At 74.3% G+C, this 20,249-nt stretch carries 12 protein-coding genes; 8 read left to right on the top strand and 4 right to left on the bottom strand.

Features of this window, described 5'->3' with window-relative positions; genetic code table 11:
* Positions 1–315: 315 nt before the first annotated feature.
* Positions 316–1,905 carry a glutamine-hydrolyzing GMP synthase gene (gene guaA, locus ACWD3O_RS03570; protein WP_451414738.1) on the bottom strand — a complete coding sequence of 530 codons (1,590 nt, stop codon included), beginning with the start codon at positions 1,903–1,905 and terminating at the stop codon, positions 316–318.
* A gap of 262 nt (positions 1,906–2,167) precedes the next feature.
* Here guaA and pcrA point away from each other — a divergent pair, with 262 nt between their 5' ends.
* Positions 2,168–4,672 (top strand): DNA helicase PcrA, encoded by a 2,505-nt coding sequence (gene pcrA, locus ACWD3O_RS03565; RefSeq protein ID WP_451414737.1) that lies wholly within the window; start codon positions 2,168–2,170, stop codon positions 4,670–4,672.
* Positions 4,673–4,744: 72 nt separating this feature from the next.
* Here the strand turns inward: pcrA and ACWD3O_RS03560 are convergent, their stop codons facing one another.
* The gene (locus tag ACWD3O_RS03560; protein WP_451414736.1) at positions 4,745–6,193 is read right to left on the bottom strand and encodes a M23 family metallopeptidase; all 1,449 of its coding nucleotides are present in this window, start codon (positions 6,191–6,193) and stop codon (positions 4,745–4,747) included.
* A 487-nt stretch (positions 6,194–6,680) separates the two neighbouring features.
* Between ACWD3O_RS03560 and ACWD3O_RS03555 the strand changes: the two genes are divergently transcribed.
* Positions 6,681–7,097 (top strand): cobalamin B12-binding domain-containing protein, encoded by a 417-nt coding sequence (locus tag ACWD3O_RS03555; protein ID WP_451414735.1) that lies wholly within the window; start codon positions 6,681–6,683, stop codon positions 7,095–7,097.
* A gap of 550 nt (positions 7,098–7,647) precedes the next feature.
* On the opposite strand, the gene ACWD3O_RS03550 is transcribed toward ACWD3O_RS03555, so the two are convergent.
* Together ACWD3O_RS03550 and ACWD3O_RS03545 are read right to left on the bottom strand one after the other, a co-directional pair.
* Complete coding sequence (locus ACWD3O_RS03550; protein ID WP_451414734.1) at positions 7,648–9,246, bottom strand: DUF5691 domain-containing protein; 1,599 nt, start codon at positions 9,244–9,246, stop codon at positions 7,648–7,650.
* A 70-nt stretch (positions 9,247–9,316) separates the two neighbouring features.
* Positions 9,317–10,648: an SWIM zinc finger family protein gene (locus ACWD3O_RS03545; RefSeq protein ID WP_451414733.1), complete on the bottom strand. Its 1,332-nt coding sequence runs from the start codon at positions 10,646–10,648 to the stop codon at positions 9,317–9,319.
* Between the two features lie 145 nt (positions 10,649–10,793).
* Between ACWD3O_RS03545 and ACWD3O_RS03540 the strand changes: the two genes are divergently transcribed.
* From ACWD3O_RS03540 to sucC, 6 genes are all read left to right on the top strand, one after another.
* Positions 10,794–11,948 (top strand): ATP-binding protein, encoded by a 1,155-nt coding sequence (locus ACWD3O_RS03540; RefSeq protein ID WP_356128824.1) that lies wholly within the window; start codon positions 10,794–10,796, stop codon positions 11,946–11,948.
* Positions 11,945–14,371, top strand: coding sequence for a DUF5682 family protein (locus ACWD3O_RS03535; protein ID WP_451414732.1), 2,427 nt, complete (start codon positions 11,945–11,947; stop codon positions 14,369–14,371). Before ACWD3O_RS03540 ends, ACWD3O_RS03535 begins: the two co-directional genes overlap by 4 nt.
* The gene (locus ACWD3O_RS03530) at positions 14,368–15,615 is read left to right on the top strand and encodes a VWA domain-containing protein (protein WP_451414731.1); all 1,248 of its coding nucleotides are present in this window, start codon (positions 14,368–14,370) and stop codon (positions 15,613–15,615) included. Before ACWD3O_RS03535 ends, ACWD3O_RS03530 begins: the two co-directional genes overlap by 4 nt.
* A 145-nt stretch (positions 15,616–15,760) precedes the next feature.
* Positions 15,761–17,047 (top strand): hypothetical protein, encoded by a 1,287-nt coding sequence (locus tag ACWD3O_RS03525; protein WP_451414730.1) that lies wholly within the window; start codon positions 15,761–15,763, stop codon positions 17,045–17,047.
* A 152-nt stretch (positions 17,048–17,199) separates the two neighbouring features.
* A complete protein-coding gene (locus ACWD3O_RS03520; RefSeq protein WP_451414729.1) occupies positions 17,200–18,747 on the top strand; it encodes a hypothetical protein in 1,548 nt (515 codons plus the stop codon).
* Positions 18,748–19,059: 312 nt separating this feature from the next.
* A complete protein-coding gene (gene sucC, locus ACWD3O_RS03515) occupies positions 19,060–20,238 on the top strand; it encodes an ADP-forming succinate--CoA ligase subunit beta (protein ID WP_451410498.1) in 1,179 nt (392 codons plus the stop codon).
* Positions 20,239–20,249 lie beyond the last annotated feature (11 nt).

Here is a 20,249-nt window from a genome sequence, read left to right as displayed (position 1 = left end):
AACGATCGTCACAACGGCAACTCCGCTGCCGCGTAGGGGAATTGTGCCGTACCGCCCGCCCCGTCCGGTCCACGGGGCCCGCTCCGCCGCGGGGTGCCGCCGGGAGCCGGGGGCGCGTCCCGGCCTCTCCCTTCACAACCGTCCCGGCGCCCTGCGGGTCTCGGTCGCGGCCCAAGAATTTCGGCCCGTTTCCCGGCCGCGGGGCGACATCCCGGGCGGTTCGGCCGGAATCCGTCCTCCGGGAGGGGCGGGGACGGCGAAGGGCGCCGTCCGGAAGGCCGGACGGCGCCCTGCGTCACGCGGTGGTGGGAAGGGTCACTCCCACTCGATGGTGCCCGGCGGCTTGGAGGTGACGTCCAGCACCACGCGGTTGACGTCCCGCACCTCGTTGGTGATGCGGGTGGAGATACGCTCCAGCACCTCGTACGGCAGCCGCGACCAGTCGGCCGTCATGGCGTCCTCGGACGAGACCGGGCGCAGCACGATCGGGTGGCCGTAGGTGCGGCCGTCGCCCTGGACGCCGACGCTGCGGACGTCCGCGAGCAGGACCACCGGGCACTGCCAGATCTTGCTGTCCTGGCCGGCCGCGGTGAGCTCCTCGCGGGCGATGGCGTCGGCCTCGCGCAGCAGGTCCAGGCGCTCCTTGGTGACCTCGCCGACGATGCGGATGCCGAGGCCGGGGCCGGGGAACGGCTGCCGCTGGACGATCTCCTCCGGCAGGCCGAGCTCCTGGCCGACCATCCGGACCTCGTCCTTGAACAGCTGGCGCAGCGGCTCGATCAGCTGGAACTCGAGGTCCTCCGGCAGGCCGCCCACGTTGTGGTGGGACTTGATGTTGGCCGTGCCGGTGCCGCCGCCGGACTCGACGACGTCCGGGTACAGGGTGCCCTGGACCAGGAACTCGACGGGCTGGTCGCCCGGCGCCTCGGCGACGATCTCGGCCTGCGCCTGCTCGAAGACGCGGATGAACTCCCGGCCGATGATCTTGCGCTTCTCCTCGGGGTCGCTGACGCCCTTGAGCGCGGTCAGGAACCGCTCCTCGGCGTCGACGACCTTGAGCTCCACGCCGGTGGCGGCGACGAAGTCCTTCTCGACCTGCTCGGTCTCACCCTTGCGCATCAGGCCGTGGTCGACGTAGACGCAGGTCAGCTGCTTGCCGATGGCCTTCTGGACGAGCGCCGCGGCGACCGCGGAGTCCACGCCGCCGGACAGGCCGCAGATGGCGCGACGGTCGCCGACCATCTCGCGGATCGCGGTGACCTGCTCGTCGATGACGTTGCCCGTGGTCCAGGTGGGCTGCAGGCCCGCGCCGCGGTACAGGAAGTGCTCGAGGATCTGCTGGCCGAACGTGGAGTGCATCACCTCGGGGTGGTACTGCACGCCGTACAGCTTCTTGTCGTCGTTCTCGAACGCGGCGACCGGCACCACGTCGGTCGAGGCCGTGACCGCGAAGCCCTCGGGGGCGGCGGAGCAGGCGTCGCCGTGCGACATCCACACCGGCTGCTCGTCCGGGGTGCCCTCGAAGAGGGTGGAACCCGACCGGCTCACGTGGAGCTGGGTACGGCCGTACTCACGGGCGCCCGTGTTGTCGACCTGGCCGCCCAGGGTCTGCGCCATCAGCTGGAAGCCGTAGCACATGCCGAAGACGGGGACGCCGGCCTCGAAGAGGGCGCGGTCCAGGGTCGGCGCACCCGGCTCGTACACGGACGAGGGGCCGCCGGAGAGGATGATCGCCGCCGGGTTCTTGGCGAGGATCTCCTCGACCGGCATGGTGCTCGGCACGATCTCGCTGTAGACCCGTGCCTCGCGGACGCGACGGGCGATGAGCTGGGCGTACTGCGCACCGAAGTCGACGACCAGGACGGTGTCGGGGGCGGCGGACGCAGCGGTGGGCGCTGATGACACGGGGGGCCTTCCGGCGTCAGGGTGTGGGTCTGTCCGCCCAATTCTACCGGTGTGCGGAGAACGCCGTGTCCGCCCGCGGGCCGCCCCGGGCCCCCGCGGCGGCCCGCGGGGCGGGACCTTCGTCACACCGGGAGGGACGGGGAGGCGCCGGTCCGCGCGTGGGGCGCGCGTGCGGACGCGCCGGGGGGCGCGTGCAACGGTTCGGGGGCGGTTTCGTCCACCGGCCACGGGTGTCGGTGCGGGCACCTAGACTCGGAGGGCGATGAGCAGCCTCTTTGACGAAAGCTACCTGGCGAGCCTCCAGGCCCCTCCGGCCCACGACGAGGCCCCGCCGCCGCCCGACGAGGAGCACGGCGAATACCCTCCGGAGCCGATCCCGGACGACCTGTTCGCGGGCCGCTTCGACGTGCCGCCCGCCCGGGACGCCTACTACCGCGACGGCGCCCCGCGCCCCGCCCTGAGCGGCGCCGCCCTGCTGGACGGGCTGAACGAGAACCAGCGCGCCGCCGTGGTGCACGCCGGGTCCCCGCTGCTCATCGTGGCCGGAGCCGGCTCCGGCAAGACCCGGGTGCTGACCCACCGCATCGCCTACCTGCTCGCCGAGCGCGGCGTCCACCCCGGCCAGATCCTCGCCATCACCTTCACCAACAAGGCGGCCGGCGAGATGAAGGAGCGCGTCGAGCAGCTGGTGGGCCCGCGCGCCTCGGCGATGTGGGTGATGACGTTCCACAGCGCCTGCGTGCGCATCCTGCGCCGGGAGAGCAAGCGCCTCGGCTTCACCTCGTCCTTCTCGATCTACGACGCCGCCGACAGCAAGCGCCTGATGGCGCTGGTCTGCCGCGACCTGGACCTGGACCCGAAGCGGTTCCCGCCCAAGTCGTTCAGCGCGAAGATCTCCAACCTGAAGAACGAGCTGATCGACGAGGAGGACTTCGCGGCCCAGGCGACCGACGGCTTCGAGAAGACCCTTGCCCAGGCCTACGCGATGTACCAGTCCCGCCTCCGCGAGGCGAACGCGCTGGACTTCGACGACCTGATCATGACGACGGTCAACCTGTTCCGCGCCTTCCCGGACGTGGCGGAGAGCTACCGGCGCCGTTTCCGGCACGTCATGGTCGACGAGTACCAGGACACCAACCACGCCCAGTACGCGCTGGTCCGTGAGCTGGTGGGCGGGGCCTCGGAGACGCACGACGAGGACGTGCCGCCCGCGCCGGAGGACGTGCCGCCGGCCGAGCTGTGCGTGGTGGGTGACGCCGACCAGTCGATCTACGCGTTCCGCGGGGCGACCATCCGCAACATCCTCGACTTCGAGGAGGACTACCCGAACGCCACGACGATCCTCCTCGAGCAGAACTACCGCTCCACGCAGACCATCCTCAGCGCCGCCAACGCGGTCATCGAGCGCAACGAGTCCCGCAGGCCCAAGAACCTGTGGACCAACGCCGGCGCGGGCGCCAGGATCACCGGCTACGTCGCGCCGTCCGAGCACGACGAGGCGCAGTTCGTCGCCGACGAGATAGACCGCCTCACCGACGCCGGCGACGCCAAGCCGGGCGACGTCGCGGTGTTCTACCGGACCAACGCGCAGTCCCGTGTCTTCGAAGAGGTCTTCATCCGGGTCGGGCTGCCCTACAAGGTCGTCGGCGGCGTGCGCTTCTACGAGCGCAAGGAGGTCCGCGACGTCCTCTCCTACCTGCGGGTGCTGGCCAACCCGGAGGACGCGGTGCCGCTGCGCCGCATCCTCAACGTGCCCAAGCGGGGCATCGGCGACCGGGCCGAGGCGATGATCGAGGCACTGGCGCGGCGGGAGCGGATCAGCTTCCCGCAGGCGCTGGTCCGGGTCGACGAGGCGTACGGCATGGCGGCCCGCTCGACGAACGCGGTCAAGCGGTTCAACACGCTGATGGAGGACCTGCGCACGGTGGTGGAGTCCGGCGCCGGTCCGGCGACGGTCCTGGAGGCCGTGCTGGAGCGGACCGGCTACCTCGCCGAGCTCCAGGCGTCCACGGACCCGCAGGACGAGACGCGGATCGAGAACCTCCAGGAGCTCGCCGCGGTCGCCCTCGAGTTCGAGCAGGAGACCGCGGAGGCCGAAAGCGGTTCCACGCTCGCCGACTTCCTGGAGCGGGTGGCGCTGGTCGCCGACTCCGACCAGATCCCGGACGAGGAGGACGGCGACGGCGTCATCACGCTGATGACGCTGCACACCGCCAAGGGCCTGGAGTTCCCGGTGGTCTTCCTGACCGGCATGGAGGAAGGCGTCTTCCCGCACATGCGGGCGCTGAGCCAGACCAAGGAGCTCGAGGAGGAGCGGCGGCTCGCCTACGTCGGCATCACCCGCGCCCGTGAGCGGCTGTACCTGACGCGCGCCGAACTGCGCAGTGCGTGGGGGCAGCCGTCGTACAACCCGGCGTCGCGGTTCCTGGACGAGATCCCGGACGGGCACGTCGACTGGAAGCGCAAGGGCGGCTCGTCCTCGGGCGGCGGCTTCGGCAGCGGCCCCGCGGCGGGCGTCGCGGCCTCGCTGTCGTCCACGCGGGCCCGTTCCTCCGCCGCGGGCGGTTCCGGCTTCGCCACGCGGCGGGCGGGGGAGAAGCCGGTGGTCGACCTGTCCGTCGGCGACCGGGTCACCCACGACCAGTTCGGCCTCGGCACGGTGGTCGGCGTGGCCGGAGCGGGCGACAAGGCGCAGGCCACGATCGACTTCGGGGACGGCAGCCCGAAGCGGTTGCTGCTGCGGTACGCGCCGGTCGAGAAGCTGTAACGGGGGTCCCCGCGGCGGCGCGCCGCACCACGCCGGAGCCGGTGTGCGCCGCCGCGGGACGACGCTCGGGTGTCAGGTCGGGTCGATGCCGTGGCTGCGGAGCCAGGCCAGGGGGTCGACCGCACCGCCGCCGCCCGGGCGGACCTCGAAGTGGAGGTGGGGACCGGTGGAGTTGCCCGAGTTGCCCGAGTAGGCGATGGTGTCGCCGGCCTTCACGGCCGTGCCGTCGGCCAGCTTGTACGTGGAGAGGTGGCAGTACCAGGTCTCCGTGCCGTCCTTGGCCGTCACGATCATCATGTTGCCGTACGCGCTGTTGTACTGGGTGCGGACCACCCCGTCCGTCGCGGCCATCACCGGCGTGCCGTACGAGACGGGGAAGTCGATGCCGGTGTGCACCGACATCCAGTTCACGCCCGCCGCGCCGTAGTAGGCGCTGAGACCGTGCGCGGAGACCGGGCTGGCGAACTTGGGGCGGAGCCGCTCCTTCTTGGCGGCCTCCTCCGCGGCCTTCCTGATCTCGGCCTCGCGCTGGGCCTCGAGGTCGATCCGCTCCTGCTCGCGGCTGGCGCGGTCGCCGAAGTCGGCGGCGGCCACGGTCACTTCGCTGAACTGCGCGGAGACCTTGTCGTTGGCGACGGAGGGCTTCACCGGCTGGGCGTCGGACGCGGCCTGGGTGGTGGTCTCCTCGGCGGCGCCGCCCACCGAGGCGGCGGCGACACCGGCCACGCCCATCACGCAGACCGAGGGCACCGCGACGGTCAGCAGGGCGGACCTGCGGGCGGGGGTGCGGCGGCGTCCGCGCGAACCGGACCGGGGGACGTGCGGCAGCGCCTCGTCCTGGCCGTCCAGGAGGTGCGGCCGGCCGTCGGGCTGGTCGTCGTGGCCTCTGGGCCGGTCGCGGTCCTCGCCGTCCGCGTCCTCACGCCGGCCGTCGGCGGACTCCGGCGTGTCGTGGGCGTCGCCCTCGGCGGAGTTCCACGCGGTGGCGTCGTAGGCGCCGGTCTCGGTGTCCTGCTCGTTCCAGTTCCACTGCCCGGTGCTCTCGTGGCCGCCGGTCGCCTGCTCGGGAACGTCGGCGGAGTACGGGTCACCGCCGCCCCAGCCGTCGGAGTCGGACGACCCGGTCTCCTGGGCGGCGTAGTGCTGCTCTGCGTAGAACTGGGCGGCGTAGGCGTCGTACTGGGCGCCCATGTCCCACTGGCCGCTGTCGTAGGAGGAGTTCGAGCCGTAACCGTCGCCGGTGTACTGGGCCGTCATCGACGGATCGGTCCAGGCGGACGTGTCGGTCGTGTCGTAGGAACCGCTCGGGTACGAGCCGGCGTCGTAGGAGCCGGACAGCGTGGCGTAGGAACCCGTGTCGTATCCACCGCCGGGGTGGATATGCGTCTCGTAGGACCCGGTGCCGTAGTCCTGGGAGGCCTGACCGTCGTACGGGGTGAAGTCCGCGTAGTAGGGCTCGGACGCGCCGTACGCCGGGTAAGGCGCCGACGACGAGTCGGAGGCCGGGGCCGGGGTCGTCATGCTCCCCGACGGGTGACGCTCGTCCACCAACTTCTCTTTCGCCTCGACGACAGGGGCTGCCAGAGCAGTGCGGCGACTGTACCCGGCGGTATGCGGACTGGACAATCTTCGGCGGCCATACTGCGGGCACCAATGGGACAGGAGGGCCTGTTTCGGTGTTCCTCGGGCGTGTCCTTGGGGATGTGTTCGGCAAACGTTCGACGTGTGCGGCACCGTTTTGGGGTGAACGGGCCGGTTGCCTATGCCAGGGTCACGCCGACCGGCGGTTCTACCGTCCCCCGAGTGCCGTGTCGGGGCTCGTGGGACCGGCGTGTCGGAACCCTGCGGGAGGGGCCGACGGACGTGTTCGAGGGCCGGTCGAGCGGGTGGCCGTGTGATGTTGCCCTCCCTCTTCACCGGGCGACTGACGGTTGAGGGATGCTGTGGATAACGTGCGTTCACTTCCCCGGCCGGTGCGGCGGGCTTGAGTCGGTTGATGGAGGCGTTGATGGGTGTGGCAGTCGGTCCGATCCGTGTGGTCGTAGCCAAGCCGGGACTGGACGGTCACGATCGTGGGGCCAAGGTCATCGCGCGTGCCCTGCGGGACGCGGGCATGGAGGTCATCTACACGGGCCTCCACCAGACCCCCGAGCAGATCGTGGACACCGCGATCCAGGAGGACGCCGACGCGATCGGCCTGTCCATCCTCTCCGGTGCGCACAACACGCTGTTCGCCAAGGTGATCGACCTGCTCAAGGAGCGCGACGCGGCGGACATCCTGGTGTTCGGCGGCGGGATCATCCCGGAGGCCGACATCGCGCCGCTCAAGGAGAAGGGTGTGGCGGAGATCTTCACCCCGGGCGCGCCGACGCAGGCGGTCGTCGACTGGGTGCGCGCCAACGTCCGCGAGGACGCGCAGGCCTGACCCGGCGCCGAACGGCCGCCGAGTCCCCTCTCATCGGTGTGTCTCTGTTGATGTGTCTCTACTGGCGCGTCGCCAGAGGCCGTTGTCGGCCGTTGTCGGCCGTTGTCGGGGGTGTCGTCCCGCGTCGACCCGTCCTCCTGATCGGCCCGGCCGCCCGGTGCGACGGCACGGCACCGGGGGCCGGCCTCTTCACCCGTCTGGTCCGTGCGGCTCCGAGGGCACGCGCTCGCGGAGCCGCGGCGGAGCGCGCCGGTGGGTCTGGGCGGTGCGTGCCGGTGCCTGGCGCCGAGCCGTGACCGCGTCAACTGCGGGTCCGCGGAACGCCGCGCCGCAGGGGCGGCCCGCCTTCGGGGCGCGGCCGTCCCCTTCCTTCCGCGGGGAGGGCGGACCGCGCCGCGCCCGCCGCTCGACGGCGGCCCGGCGGCGGTCGAGCGCGCGGGGCCGCCCGTGCGGTGGCTGACCGACGGGGCCTCAGCGTTCCCGGCGCCCCGGCTGGGCCGATGCCCTGGTGAGCGAGCCCCGTCCGGCCCCGCCGTTGGTCGACGCCTCGTCAGGTCACCCCCAGTTCCTGGGCCATGGTGGCGCGGAGACGGAGGGTGCTGTCGAGGCGCTGGAAGGCCTCCGACCAGTAGCCGCCGGCCCCCGGCGCCGTGTCCTCGCCGTCGGCGGACGTCGCGGTGAGGGGCGCGAGGCGGGTGGCCTCGGCCGGATCCAGGCAGCGTTCGGCCAGGCCCATCACCCCGCTGAAGCTCCACGGGTAGCTCCCGGCGTCCCGGGCGATGTCCAGGGCGTCCACGACGGCCCGCCCCAGCGGCGCCGACCACGGCACCGCGCAGACGCCGAGCAGCTGGAAGGCCTCCGACAGTCCGTGCGCGGCGATGAACTCGGCCACCCAGGCCGCCCGTTCCTCGTCGGCGAGGGTGGTGAGCAGCTTGGCCCGCTGGGCCGGGCCGACCGCGCCCGGGCCGGCGGCCTCCGGCGCGGAGGGGGAGCCGAGCAGGGCGCGGGCCCAGGCGGCGTCACCCTGCCGGACGGCCGCCCGGCACCAGGCCGCGTGAAGTTCGCCCTCCCAGCCGTCGGCCACCTCGAGGGCCACGATCTCCTCGGGCGTGAGCCCGCCGAGCCGTTCCGGCCAGGTCGCGAGGGGGGCGGCTTCGACGAGCTGGCCCAGCCACCAGGAGCGTTCGCCGCGCCCGTTCGGCGCCTTGGCGACCACGCCGTCGCGCTCCATCTCCGTGTTGCAGGCGTGCGGCGCCTCGACGACGACGCACGGTTCCGCGTCCGTGCGGTCCAGGGCCACGCAGGTGGTGGCCCGCGCGGCCATCCGCAGGGACAGGGCGGATCCCGGCAGGGCCGACAGCAGTTCCGCGGCGGTCGCCCGCACGTTGCGGCTGCGGTCGCCCAGCGCCCGCTCGAGGAACGGCTCGTCCTCCGCGCACAGCCCGGCCCGCAGCGAGTCGAGGAACATCAGCCGGTCCTCCGCGCGCTCGGTCGTCCAGGTGGACTCCAGCAGGACGCGGGCGGCGGCCGGGTCCTGGCCGCGCAGGGAGGTCAGCAGGGCGACCCGCTCGGCGAACAGGCCTTCCTCCCAGAGCTGCCGTGCGCCGTCCGGGTCGGTGGCGGCGGGCAGCCTGCCACTGCCTCCCGGAGCGGAGCGCAGCGCGAAACGCCACTCGGGATTGAGCCCGGCCAGCCAGAGGGCTCGCGGCCCGGCGAAGGAGAGCACGGCGGGCCGCAGGTCGGTGCGGCTGCGGGCGGCCTCCAGCAGGGCGGGCAGCGCCTCCGGCGGCGCGGCGAACCCGCGCCCGTCGGCCAGGGCCAGCCACTGCGGCAGCAGTTCCACCAGGTCGGGCGTGGTGCCCCGGCGTCCGCCGCCCCCGCTGCCGGGGCGTGCGGTGAGCAGCAGGGAGAGCCGGCGGGCCGCGGCCGGCGGCAGCGGGGGCCGGAGGTCCGCGGGCGCGGGGCGGGGGAGCGGCGCGGCCTGGGCGGGGCGGAGCCCGGCCCTCCGGCGCAGCGTCTGCTGCGCGGCCTCGTCCAGCAGGGCGATCGGCGCCTCCCGCCCCTCGGAGGGAACGGACGGCGGGCGCCGCTCGGTGCCCAGCAGGGCCGTGGTGACCAGGTCCTCCCAGGCGGAGGCGGTGGCAGTCATGAGGGGAGCGTCCCTTCGGTGAGGCGACGGTGGCCGCGGAGACGACGGGCGGGCCGGTGGGCGGGGCGGGTCATCGGACCGTCACCGGCTCGCCGGGGCCGGCGGGCCAGGCGGTGAGCGGGGTGAAGCCGCGGTGGCCGTACTCGCCGAAGACGCGCAGCGGGGCGCCGCCGGAGAGGGAGACCAGCCGCCAGAAACCCGTGCCGGGGGACGCCGACCCGGTGACGGGCACGGCGCCGCCCGCGGCGTCGGCCAGCTGCCAGCCGTCGGCGTGCGGGACCGGGGTGACGGCCTCCAGCGTCACCGGTACGGAGTCCAGCCAGGGGTCGTGGCACAGCGCGTCGCCGTACCGGGCGGCGGCCTCCGCCGTGGTGAGGCCCGGCGGGCGCAGCGTGCTCGGGGCCGGGGCGGCGAACTGCTTCTCCAGCGCCGCCCTCGGCTGCCCGGACCCCGGATAGGAGGAGAGCTCCGCGTCGAGGGCGAGCCCCGTCGGCAGCACCAGTTCCGGCGCGCGGCCGGCGGCGCCGTAGGAGAGGAGCAGCGCCGTCCGGCCGCTCTCCTCGCCGTGCACCCATATGCGGCGGGTGGTCAGGCGGGCGTCGGCCGTGTCGTAGTGGGCGAGCACCAGCCACCGGTCGCGGACCGCGGGCCCCTCCGCGGAGCCGGTCAGGCCGACCCGGGAGCGGACCGTGGCGGCCAGTTCCGCGGGGAGCCCGTCGCGGCGCAGCCAGCCCTGGACCAGAGTGTGGAGCAGCGCGCACTCCTCCAGCAGCCGCACCGGCCAGCCGGGGCCGGAGCCGGGTATCGCCCCCAGTTCCCGCACCCGCGCGGCCAGTCCGGGCGCCTGGGCGTCGACCATGCGGGCCGCCGTCTCCTCCCAGAGCGCGTATCCGGCCTGCTCCGCGCCGGCCAGGCCGGTCCGCAGCAGGTCGGCGAGTCGTCGTTCCAGCTCCGCGGCGCCCGCGTCGATGCGCTGCGCGCGGCGCTCGGCGCGCTTGCGCGCCGCCTCCCCGTCGGCCGCGGCCGTCTCCTTGCGCTCGGCCCGCTGCCGCCGGCCGTCCAGCCACTGCGCCGCCCAGTCCGGAGGCCGCTGTCCGTCCGGGACGGCCACCGGGTCGGCCGCCCACAGCAGCAGCAGCCCCAGGGCGTGCTTGCAGGGGAACTTGCGGCTCGGACAGCTGCACTTGTAGGCGGGAGCCGCCGGGTCCCCCAGGTCCACGATCGTCTGGTAGGGCTTGCTGCCGCTTCCCTTGCAGAGCCCCCACACCGTTCCCTCGTCGCCGCAGCCCGTGCCGGACCACGGCCCGGACGCAGCGAGTTTGCTGCCGGCTTTGCGTGACGCCGCGTCAGGCGCCAGTGCCAGCACTTGTTCCGCGCTCCAGCGCACCCCCTGCTGAGTCATGTCTACGACGGTAGGGCCCGGCACTGACAACGCTCCCCCGGACTGCCCTACCGACTTCGTTTCCGCAGGTCGTGACCGATTGTCAGTGGCGTCGTGCAAGGTGGTCACCAGATCCGAACCGGCCGAGCTGGAGGGGGCCTCAGCCATGTCTGTGTCCATCGACCCGACGTCCGTCACCGAGCGTTCCGACGACCCCGCGCCCGCGAACGGCGCAAACGCCGAGCAGGCCCTGCGGCCGCACGCCGAGGACGCCTTCGCCCACGAACTGAGGGCGCTGGCGGCCGCCGACGACCGCCCTCGCCCGGCCCGCTGGAAGATGTCCCCGTGGGCCGTCGCCACCTACCTGCTGGGCGGCACGCTCGACGACGGCACGGTGATCACGCCGAAGTACGTCGGTCCGCGCCGCATCGTCGAGGTGGCCGTCACCACGCTCGCCACCGACCGCGCCCTGCTGCTGCTCGGTGTGCCGGGCACGGCCAAGACCTGGGTCTCCGAGCACCTGGCGGCCGCCGTGAGCGGCGACTCGACGCTGCTCGTGCAGGGCACCGCCGGCACGCCGGAGGAGGCCATCCGCTACGGATGGAACTACGCCCAGCTGCTGGCCCACGGCCCCAGCCGGGACGCGCTGGTGCCGAGCCCGGTGATGCGGGCCATGGGCGAGGGCATGATCGCCCGCGTCGAGGAGCTCACCCGCATCCCCGCCGACGTCCAGGACACCCTGATCACCATCCTGTCCGAGAAGACGCTCCCGATACCGGAGCTCGGCCAGGAGGTCCAGGCGGTGCGCGGCTTCAACCTGATCGCCACCGCCAACGACCGCGACCGCGGGGTCAACGACCTGTCCAGCGCGCTGCGCCGCCGCTTCAACACGGTGGTGCTGCCGCTGCCGGACAGCCCGGAGGCCGAGGTGGAGATCGTCTCCCGCCGGGTCGACCAGCTCGGCCGCTCCCTGGACCTGCCGCAGGCCCCCGACGGCATCGACGAGATCCGCCGGGTCGTCACGGTCTTCCGCGAGCTGCGCGACGGACTCACCACCGACGGGCGCACCAAGCTCAAGTCGCCCAGCGGCACGCTCTCCACGGCGGAGGCCATCTCGGTGGTCACCAACGGCCTGGCGCTCGCCGCCCACTTCGGCGACGGCGTGCTGCGCCCCGGCGACGTGGCCGCCGGCATCCTGGGCGCCGTGGTCCGCGACCCGGCCGCAGACCGGGTGATCTGGCAGGAGTACCTGGAGACGGTGGTCCGCGAGCGGGACGGCTGGAAGGACTTCTACCGCGCTTGCCGGGAGGTGTCGGCATGACCGGCGCGCAGGCGCTGCCGCTGCTGCTCGGGGTGCGGCACCACGGGCCGGGTTCCGCCCGCGCGGTACGGGCGGCCCTGGAGGCGACCCGCCCCCGGGCGGTCCTGATCGAGGGGCCGCCCGAGGCCGACGCCCTCGTACCGCTGGTCGGCGACGAGGAGATGCGGCCGCCGGTCGCCCTGCTCGCCCACGCGGTCGACGAGCCGGGACGCTCCGCGTTCTGGCCGCTGGCCGAGTTCTCCCCGGAGTGGGTGGCCCTGCGCTGGGCCGTGGAGAACGACGTGCCGGTCCGGTTCGTCGACCTGCCCGCCACCCACGTCCTGGCCCTGCGGGGCGAGGAGGAGGCGGCGGCAGCCCCGGACGCGGGTCCGGTCGCGGCTCCCGCCGGTGAGGCCGACCCCGCCGGCGCTGCCGACGACGCCGGCCCGGTCGGCCCGGCCGGCTCCGCCGGGGCCGAGGAGGCCGCCGGGGCCGGTGCCGCGGACCCGCGGGTCGACCCGCTGGCCGTGCTGGCGGACGCCGCCGGGTACGACGACCCGGAGCGCTGGTGGGAGGACGTCGTCGAGCACCGCGGGGCCGGGGAGGACCCGCTCGCGCCGTTCGCCGCCGTCGAGGAGGCGATGGAAGCCCTCCGCGAGGCCTACGGCACCGGCGGACACGACCGCGACCCGGTCCGCGAGGCGTACATGCGCCTCCAGCTCCGCGCCGCCCGCAAGGACTTCGGGGACCACGTCGCCGTGGTCTGCGGCGCCTGGCACGTGCCGGCGCTGCGGCAGAAGAGCACCGTCACCGCCGACCGCGCCCTGCTCAAGGGCCTGCCCAAGGTGAAGACGGAGATGACCTGGGTGCCCTGGACCCACCGCCGGCTCTCCCGGTTCAGCGGCTACGGCGCCGGTATCGACTCCCCGGGCTGGTACGGGCACCTCTTCTCCGCCCCCGACCGCCCGGTCGAACGCTGGATGACCAAGGTCGCCGGCCTGCTGCGCGACGAGGACCTGAGCGTCTCCTCCGCCCACGTCATCGAGGCGGTCCGGCTCGCCGAGACCCTCGCGGTGATGCGCGGCCGCCCGCTGCCCGGTCTCGGCGAGACCGTCGACGCGGTGCGCGCGGTGATGTGCGAGGGCTCCGACGTGCCGCTGGAGCTGGTCCGCGACCGGCTGATCGTCGGCGACGTGCTCGGCGAGGTGCCGTCCGCCACGCCCTCGGTGCCGCTGCGCCGGGACCTGGAGCGGCAGCAGCGGACGCTGCGCCTCAAGCCCGAGGCGCTCGAGCGGGAACTCGAACTGGACCTGCGCAAGGAGAACGACGCCGCCCGCAGCCGTCTGCTGCACCGGCTCCGCCTCCTCTCCGTGGCCTGGGGCGAACCCGTCTCCGCGCGGGGCGGCACCGGCACCTTCCGGGAGACCTGGCGGCTGCGCTGGGAGCCGGAGCTGGCGGTCCGGGTGGCGGAGGCCGGGGTGTGGGGCACCACCGTGCTCTCCGCCGCCACCGCCAGGGCCGAGTCCGACGCCCGGGACGCCACCGCCCTCGCCGAGATCACCGCGCTCGCCGAACGGTGCCTGCTCGCCGACCTCCCCGACGCCCTGCCCACCGTGATGCGGGCCCTCGCCGACCGGGCCGCGCTCGACACCGACGTCGCCCACCTGGCGGCGGCCCTCCCCGCGCTGGTGCGGACCCTGCGCTACGGCGACGTACGCGGCACCGACACCGGGGCGCTCGCAGGGGTCGCCGCCGGGCTCGCCGAGCGGATATGCGTCGGCCTGCCGCCGGCCTGCTCCGCGCTGGACACCGACGCGGCCGACGAGATGCGCCGTCACGTCGACGCGGTGCACACCGCGGTGGGACTCCTCGGTGGCGTCCCCGCCGTCGACCCGGAGGGACTGCGCGCCCGCTGGCACGGGGTGCTGCGGAAGCTCGCCGGACGGGACACCGTCCCCGGCGTGCTCCGCGGCCGCTCGGTGCGGCTGCTGCTCGACGACGGTTCGCTGGACACCGACGAGGCCGCCCGGCGGATGGGCCTGGTCCTGTCGCCCGGCACCGAGCCGGCCGACGCGGCGGCCTGGATCGAAGGCTTCGTCGGCGGCGGCTCCGGCGGACTCCTGCTGGTCCACGACGAGCGGCTGCTCGGCCTGGTCGACGCCTGGCTCACCGGCGTACCGGCCGAGGCGTTCACCGACGTCCTGCCGCTGCTGCGCCGCACCTTCTCCGCCTACGAGCCGGGAGTCCGCCGCAGCCTGGGCGAACTGGTCCGGCGCGGACCGGCGGCCGGCGGCGGGGGGACGGCCACCGTGTCCGCCCCCGGCTTCGGCGAGGGCCTCGACGCGGCCCGTGCCGACGCCGTCCTGCCCGTGGTCCGGCTGCTGCTGGGCCTCGACCCCGCCCCCGGCCCTCAGCCCGACGACCTCGTGGAGGCAGCGGCATGACCACATCTCCGACCCGGACCGCCACGGCGTCCGCCCAGGCTTCCGCCCAGGGGTCCGCCCAGGCGTCCGCCCCGGCTTCCGACGCGGACGTGGAGCGGCTGCGGCGCTGGCGTCTGGTGCTCGGCGGCGACCGCGCCGACGGCACCGGTCACGGCCTCACCGGCCGGGACGCGGCGATGGACGCCGCCCTCGCCGCGCTCTACGGCAACGGCGAGCAGGGCGCGCGCGGCTCCGGCCGTCCGCGCGGCGGTGAGCGTTCGGCGGGCCTCGGCGGCTCGGCGCCGTCGGTGGCGCGGTGGCTGGGCGACATCCGGACGTACTTCCCGTCCTCCGTCGTCCAGGTGATGCAGAAGGACGCCATCGACCGCCTCGGGCTGGCGTCGTTGCTGCTGGAGCCCGAGATGCTGGAGGCGGTGCAGCCCGACGTCCATCTGGTCGGCACCCTGCTGTCGCTCAACCGGGCGATGCCGGAGACGACCAAGGAGACCGCCCGCGCGGTGGTGCGCAAGGTCGTCGAGGACCTGGAGAAGCGGCTCGCCTCACGCACCCGGGCCACCCTCACCGGAGCGCTGGACCGCAGCGCCAAGGTCAGCCGGCCGCGCCACCACGACATCGACTGGAACCGCACCATCGCGGCCAACCTGAAGAACTACCTGCCCGAGTACAACACCGTCGTGCCGGAGCGCCTGATCGGTTACGGGCGGGCCTCCCAGGCGGTGAAGAAGGAGGTCGTGCTCTGCATCGACCAGTCCGGCTCGATGGCCGCGTCGGTCGTCTACGCCTCCGTCTTCGGGGCGGTGCTGGCGTCCATGCGGTCCATAGCGACCCGGCTGGTGGTCTTCGACACCGCCGTGGTCGACCTGACCGACCAGCTCGACGACCCGGTCGACGTCCTCTTCGGCACCCAGCTGGGCGGCGGCACCGACATCAACCGCGCGCTCGCCTACTGCCAGTCGCAGATCACCCGGCCGTCGGAGACGGTGGTCGTGCTGATCAGCGACCTCTACGAGGGCGGCATCCGCGACGAGATGCTCAAGCGGGTCGCGGCGATGAAGGCGGCGGGCGTGCAGTTCGTGGCGCTGCTGGCGCTCTCCGACGAGGGCGCCCCGGCCTACGACCGTGATCACGCGGCGGCGCTGGCCGCGCTCGGGGCACCGGCGTTCGCCTGCACGCCGGACCTGTTCCCCGAGGTGATGGCGGCGGCGCTGGAGAAGCGGCCGTTGCCGATACCGGACACGGCGTGAGGCAACGGGACATCACAGCGCATCCCTGACAGGGGGCTTGCGTGGCCGAGGGAGGCGCGTGCGAGGATCGGTGCGCCGTGGGCGTGGCCGGATCTCGCCGCTCCCGCCTCCGCCATCCGTTGCCGCACGGAGGAACTCCTTCCCCTTGAACTCGCCAGCGTCCTTCGCCGGGACCGTTCCGCGCGCCGTGCGCGGGGCGGCCGGGCGGCGTGCGCTGTGGCTGGCGGTGCTGGTGGCCGGGCTGTTCGCGCTCGGTCTGCTCTGCGGAGAGCGGGCGGGGGCGACGGAGCGGCTCACCGGTGACGGCGACCTGCCCGTGCGGGCCGTGACGGAGCGTCTGGTCGGGCTCGCCGGGAGCACCGCTGCCGGTGCGGAGGCTGACGCCGTGTCGGTCCCGGGCGGTGCGACGGTGACGGAGCCGGGTGGTCCGACCGCGCGTCGGGCGGCGCCGGAGCCCGTGGAGGCCACCGCGGCCGAGGCGGCGCGAGAGCCGTCCCGCTCGGCGGCCGACCGGGAGGCGCCGCCTGTGAGGGGCGCCGACATCGGTCCGGAGAGGCTGTCGTCCGCGGTCGCCTCGTCGTCGACCGGGGTGCAGGCGTCCCGTGCCGGTGCCTCGCGGACCGCTAGCCCGGAGGTGCCGAACCTTCCCGCCCCGCCCGCGGCCCGCGGCACCGACCACGGCACCGCGCCGTCGGCACAGCCCGACGTCCCCGCGGCGGCCGGTCGGGCGGACCTCGCCGGGCCGGCGACCGTGGTCGCCCTGCCGGACGGTGCAGCGCTGCCGGTCCTCACCGGTCTGCCGGGCCTCGCCGGTCTGCCGGGCCTCGCCGGTCTGCCGGACCACACCGAGCTGCCGGACCTCACCGGGCTGCCCGGGCTCACCGAGCTGCCCTCGCTGGGGGCGCTGTCGACGCTGCCGGTGCTGTCCGACCTGTCCCGGCTGCCCGCGCTGCCGACGCTTCCGGGACTGCCGGGCCTCCCCGGCCTCCCCGGCCTCCCGAGTCTCCCCGGCCTTCCGGCTGTCCCCGGCCCGGCCGCACCGGACACCTCTCACGAGCCGGCCGCCCCGGCGGGTGACGGTTCGGCCCGGGACACCGAGGCCGGGACGCCGCGCCCCGCGGGCGGGGCGGAGCAGGGCCCGGGGCTGCGGCCGTGGCTCGCGGACCTCTCCGGTCAGGGCGCGGGCGAGGAGGCCCAGCGCGCGGCCGCCGGGACCGTGCCGTCCCCCGCCGACCGGTCGCCCGCAGGCGCTCCGTTCCCCGTGCCGGCCGGTACCGCGTCGGCCGACAACGGGCCGTCCCGCAACGGCGACACCCACGCCGTCACCCTCGACGCCCGGCCGCCCCTGCGGCTGAGCGCCGGTGCCGCTGCGCCCGACGACGCGGCCGAGACCCGCGACCGGCACCGCGACGTTCCCGTCTTCCCCGGCTGAGGCAGGCCCTTCCCCCGCCACGACCTGCCGCGCGGGGGCGGAACAGGTCTGCCCGCCTGGCCGGACGCACTCCGGTACGGGAACGTCTTCAGTCTTCCGATCGTCCTTCGACGCCTCGGAACGCTCATGATCCGAAGGATCCGCAGCACCTCATGAACAAGAACCTTCGTCGCTCCATCGCGATAGCCGCCGGCGTCACCGGCGCCTGGGCCCTCGGCACGGCCACCGCCTCGGCCGACGAGTTGCCCACCACCACCTCCCTGACCCTGCCCGACCTGCCCGTCGAGGACGCCGCCGCCGAGGTCGCGTCCGGCACCGCCGCCGACGCCGCGTCCGAGGTGGAGGCGGATCTCGCCACCGTCCGGGAGGAGCTCCCCGTGTCCGAGGACACCGTGCCCGAGACCCTCGCCCGGGCAACGGCCGCCACGGAGGTCGACTACCTCTTCGGTCCCCTGGAGGACTTCGCGCCCGACCTGGCGGAGGCCCGCTCCGCGGCCGTCACCGGCGCCGGCGAGGCGGTGGACGGCGCGGCCGCGGCGGCCGTCCCGCCGGTGGCGCACACCGCTGTGGACGGGGCTCGGCCCGCCGTGGACGGCACGGTCGGCCGGATCGCGGCGGTCGCCGGACAGGCCGTCACCGGAGCCACCACCGCCCTCACCCATCTGGGTGAGGTTGCCGGGCACGCGGTTGACGGGGTGCGGCCGGTCGCCGGCGGTCTCGTCGAGGACGTGGCCCCGTACGCCACCGGGATCGTCGGCGACGTCGCCACCGACACCGGGCAGGCCGTGCTGCCGCCCGTCGCGGGGGCCGCGGTGCGCGGCGTCGCCCCGGTCGCGGAGCAGGCCGTCGCCGACGCGGGTGACCTCGCGACCGGCACCACCGGGCTGGTCCGGCCGTTCGTGGCCCGCCTCGCGGACCAGGTCCCGCCGCTCGCCCAGGGGGTGGCCGACCACGCCGCTCCGTTCGCCCAGGCGGTCGTCGGCGAGGTGCCGCAGGCCGTGCACGGTGTGACCGGCACCGCCGACGCCGCGGTCGGCGCGGTCGCCCCCGCCGTCGCCCCGGCGGTCGACCGGGCCGACGCGACCGCCGCCGGAGCCGTCCGGGACGTCCACACCACGGCCGTGCCGCTGGTGGAGCGGGCCGACGCGACCGCCGCCGACGCCCTGTACGGCGTGCACGGCGCCGCCGACCAGGCGGTCCGGCAGGTGGCGGGCACCGCGTACGACACGGTCGGCGCGGTCCACGCGACAGCGGCCCCGGCGGTGGGCGGGGTGTGGGACGTCGCGGGCACCGCCGTCCGGCACACCGACGGCACCGTCACCGCCGTCGGTCACGGCCTGCACGGCACCGTCGCCCCGGTGACCCACGGAGCGGCGGGCGCCGTCGACGCCACCGCGTACGGGGTGGCGGCCACCGCCGACGGCACGGTCCGGACCGTGGCCGGGGAGGCCGCGCCGCTCGCCTTCGGGGTCACCGGTGAGGCCGGCGCCTTCGTCCGGGGCGCCACCGGCGAGGCCGCGGGCCTCGCGCACGGTGCCGTCGGCGAGGTCTCCGGGGGCGTGGCCGGCACCGCCGCACACGCGGTGGACGGCGCCCACGGCGTCACCCACGGCGCCACCCACGACGTCACCCACGGCGCCGCCCATGACGCCGTGGGCGACATCGCCCCGCACCACTCCACGCACCCGTACTTCGGCTGATCGCCGGCAGATCATCGGCTGATCACCCGTCGACCTCACCGGACCGGGCCCCGGTCCGGTGAGGTCGGTCGAGCGGGGCCGAACGGGTGAAAACCCGTGATCACCTGCGACAACATGTGACCGGTATCACCGCTCATGTGTGATGCCCTAATTAGAGCCGTCGTGGGTGGCGGGGATACCCTGCCGGACGGACATGCCGCGCGCTCGGACACCGTGTGCGCCCCCCTTGTGACACAGCGGACGTCACGTTGCCCTTCGCGGCACGCCCACGCATCCAACGAACCGCGAGATCACTGATAGGGACGGAAGCGCGTGGACCTGTTCGAGTACCAGGCGAGGGACCTCTTCGCCAAGCACGATGTACCGGTGCTTGCCGGTGAAGTCATCGACACGCCTGAGGCGGCGCGCGAGATCACCGAGCGGCTCGGCGGCAAGTCGGTCGTCAAGGCGCAGGTGAAGGTCGGTGGCCGCGGCAAGGCCGGCGGCGTGAAGCTCGCCGGCACGCCCGACGAGGCCGTCGCCCGGGCCAACGACATCCTCGGCATGGACATCAAGGGCCACACGGTCCACAAGGTCATGCTGGCGGAGATGGCGCCGGAGATCGCGGAGGAGTACTACGTCTCCTTCCTCCTCGACCGCGCCAACCGCACCTTCCTCTCCATCGCCTCCGTCGAGGGCGGCATGGACATCGAGGAGGTGGCGGCCAGCCGCCCCGAGGCCGTCGCCAAGACCCCGATCGACGCGATCGACGGTGTCACCCCGGAGAAGGCCCGCGAGATCGTCGAGGCCGCCAAGTTCCCGGCCGAGGTCGCCGACAAGGTGGCCGCGGTGCTGGTGAAGCTCTGGGACGTCTTCATCAAGGAGGACGCCCTCCTGGTCGAGGTGAACCCGCTGGCCAAGGTGGCCTCCGGCGACATCATCGCCCTGGACGGCAAGGTCTCCCTGGACGACAACGCCGAGTTCCGTCACCCCGACTTCGAGGAGCTCCACGACAAGGCCGCGGCGAACCCGCTCGAGGCCGCTGCCAAGGAGAAGGGCCTCAACTACGTCAAGCTCGACGGCGAGGTCGGCATCATCGGCAACGGCGCCGGCCTGGTCATGTCGACCCTGGACGTCGTCGCGTACGCCGGTGAGGCCCACGGCGGCGTGAAGCCGGCCAACTTCCTCGACATCGGTGGCGGCGCGTCCGCCCAGGTGATGGCGAACGGCCTGGAGATCATCCTCGGCGACCCGGACGTCCGCTCCGTGTTCGTCAACGTCTTCGGTGGCATCACCGCCTGCGACGAGGTCGCCAACGGCATCGTCCAGGCGCTGCAGCTCCTCGAGGAGCGCGGCGAGAAGGTCGAGAAGCCGCTCGTCGTCCGCCTCGACGGCAACAACGCCGAGCTGGGCCGCAAGATCCTCAGCGACGCCAACCACCCGCTGGTCCAGCGCGTCGACACCATGGACGGTGCGGCCGCGAAGGCCGCCGAGCTCGCCGCCGCCAAGTAAGCACCGAGGAC

The sequence above is a fragment of the Streptomyces sp. NPDC002640 genome (genome assembly GCF_053592575.1).
The sequence above is the reverse complement of the archived record's forward strand: the minus strand, read 5'-3'. Positions and strand labels throughout refer to the sequence as shown.

Bases quoted from the DNA above. Each gene is read 5' to 3' on its own strand.
- ACWD3O_RS03530 (WP_451414731.1), top strand. From the start codon at position 14,368: ATGACCACATCTCCGACCCGGACCGCCACGGCGTCCGCCCAGGCTTCC.
- ACWD3O_RS03550 (WP_451414734.1), bottom strand. From the start codon at position 9,246: ATGACTGCCACCGCCTCCGCCTGGGAGGACCTGGTCACCACGGCCCTG.
- ACWD3O_RS03560 (WP_451414736.1), bottom strand. From the start codon at position 6,193: ATGACGACCCCGGCCCCGGCCTCCGACTCGTCGTCGGCGCCTTACCCG.
- ACWD3O_RS03535 (WP_451414732.1), top strand. From the start codon at position 11,945: ATGACCGGCGCGCAGGCGCTGCCGCTGCTGCTCGGGGTGCGGCACCAC.
- ACWD3O_RS03555 (WP_451414735.1), top strand. From the start codon at position 6,681: ATGGGTGTGGCAGTCGGTCCGATCCGTGTGGTCGTAGCCAAGCCGGGA.
- ACWD3O_RS03545 (WP_451414733.1), bottom strand. From the start codon at position 10,648: ATGACTCAGCAGGGGGTGCGCTGGAGCGCGGAACAAGTGCTGGCACTG.
- ACWD3O_RS03520 (WP_451414729.1), top strand. From the start codon at position 17,200: ATGAACAAGAACCTTCGTCGCTCCATCGCGATAGCCGCCGGCGTCACC.
- ACWD3O_RS03540 (WP_356128824.1), top strand. From the start codon at position 10,794: ATGTCTGTGTCCATCGACCCGACGTCCGTCACCGAGCGTTCCGACGAC.
- pcrA (WP_451414737.1), top strand. From the start codon at position 2,168: ATGAGCAGCCTCTTTGACGAAAGCTACCTGGCGAGCCTCCAGGCCCCT.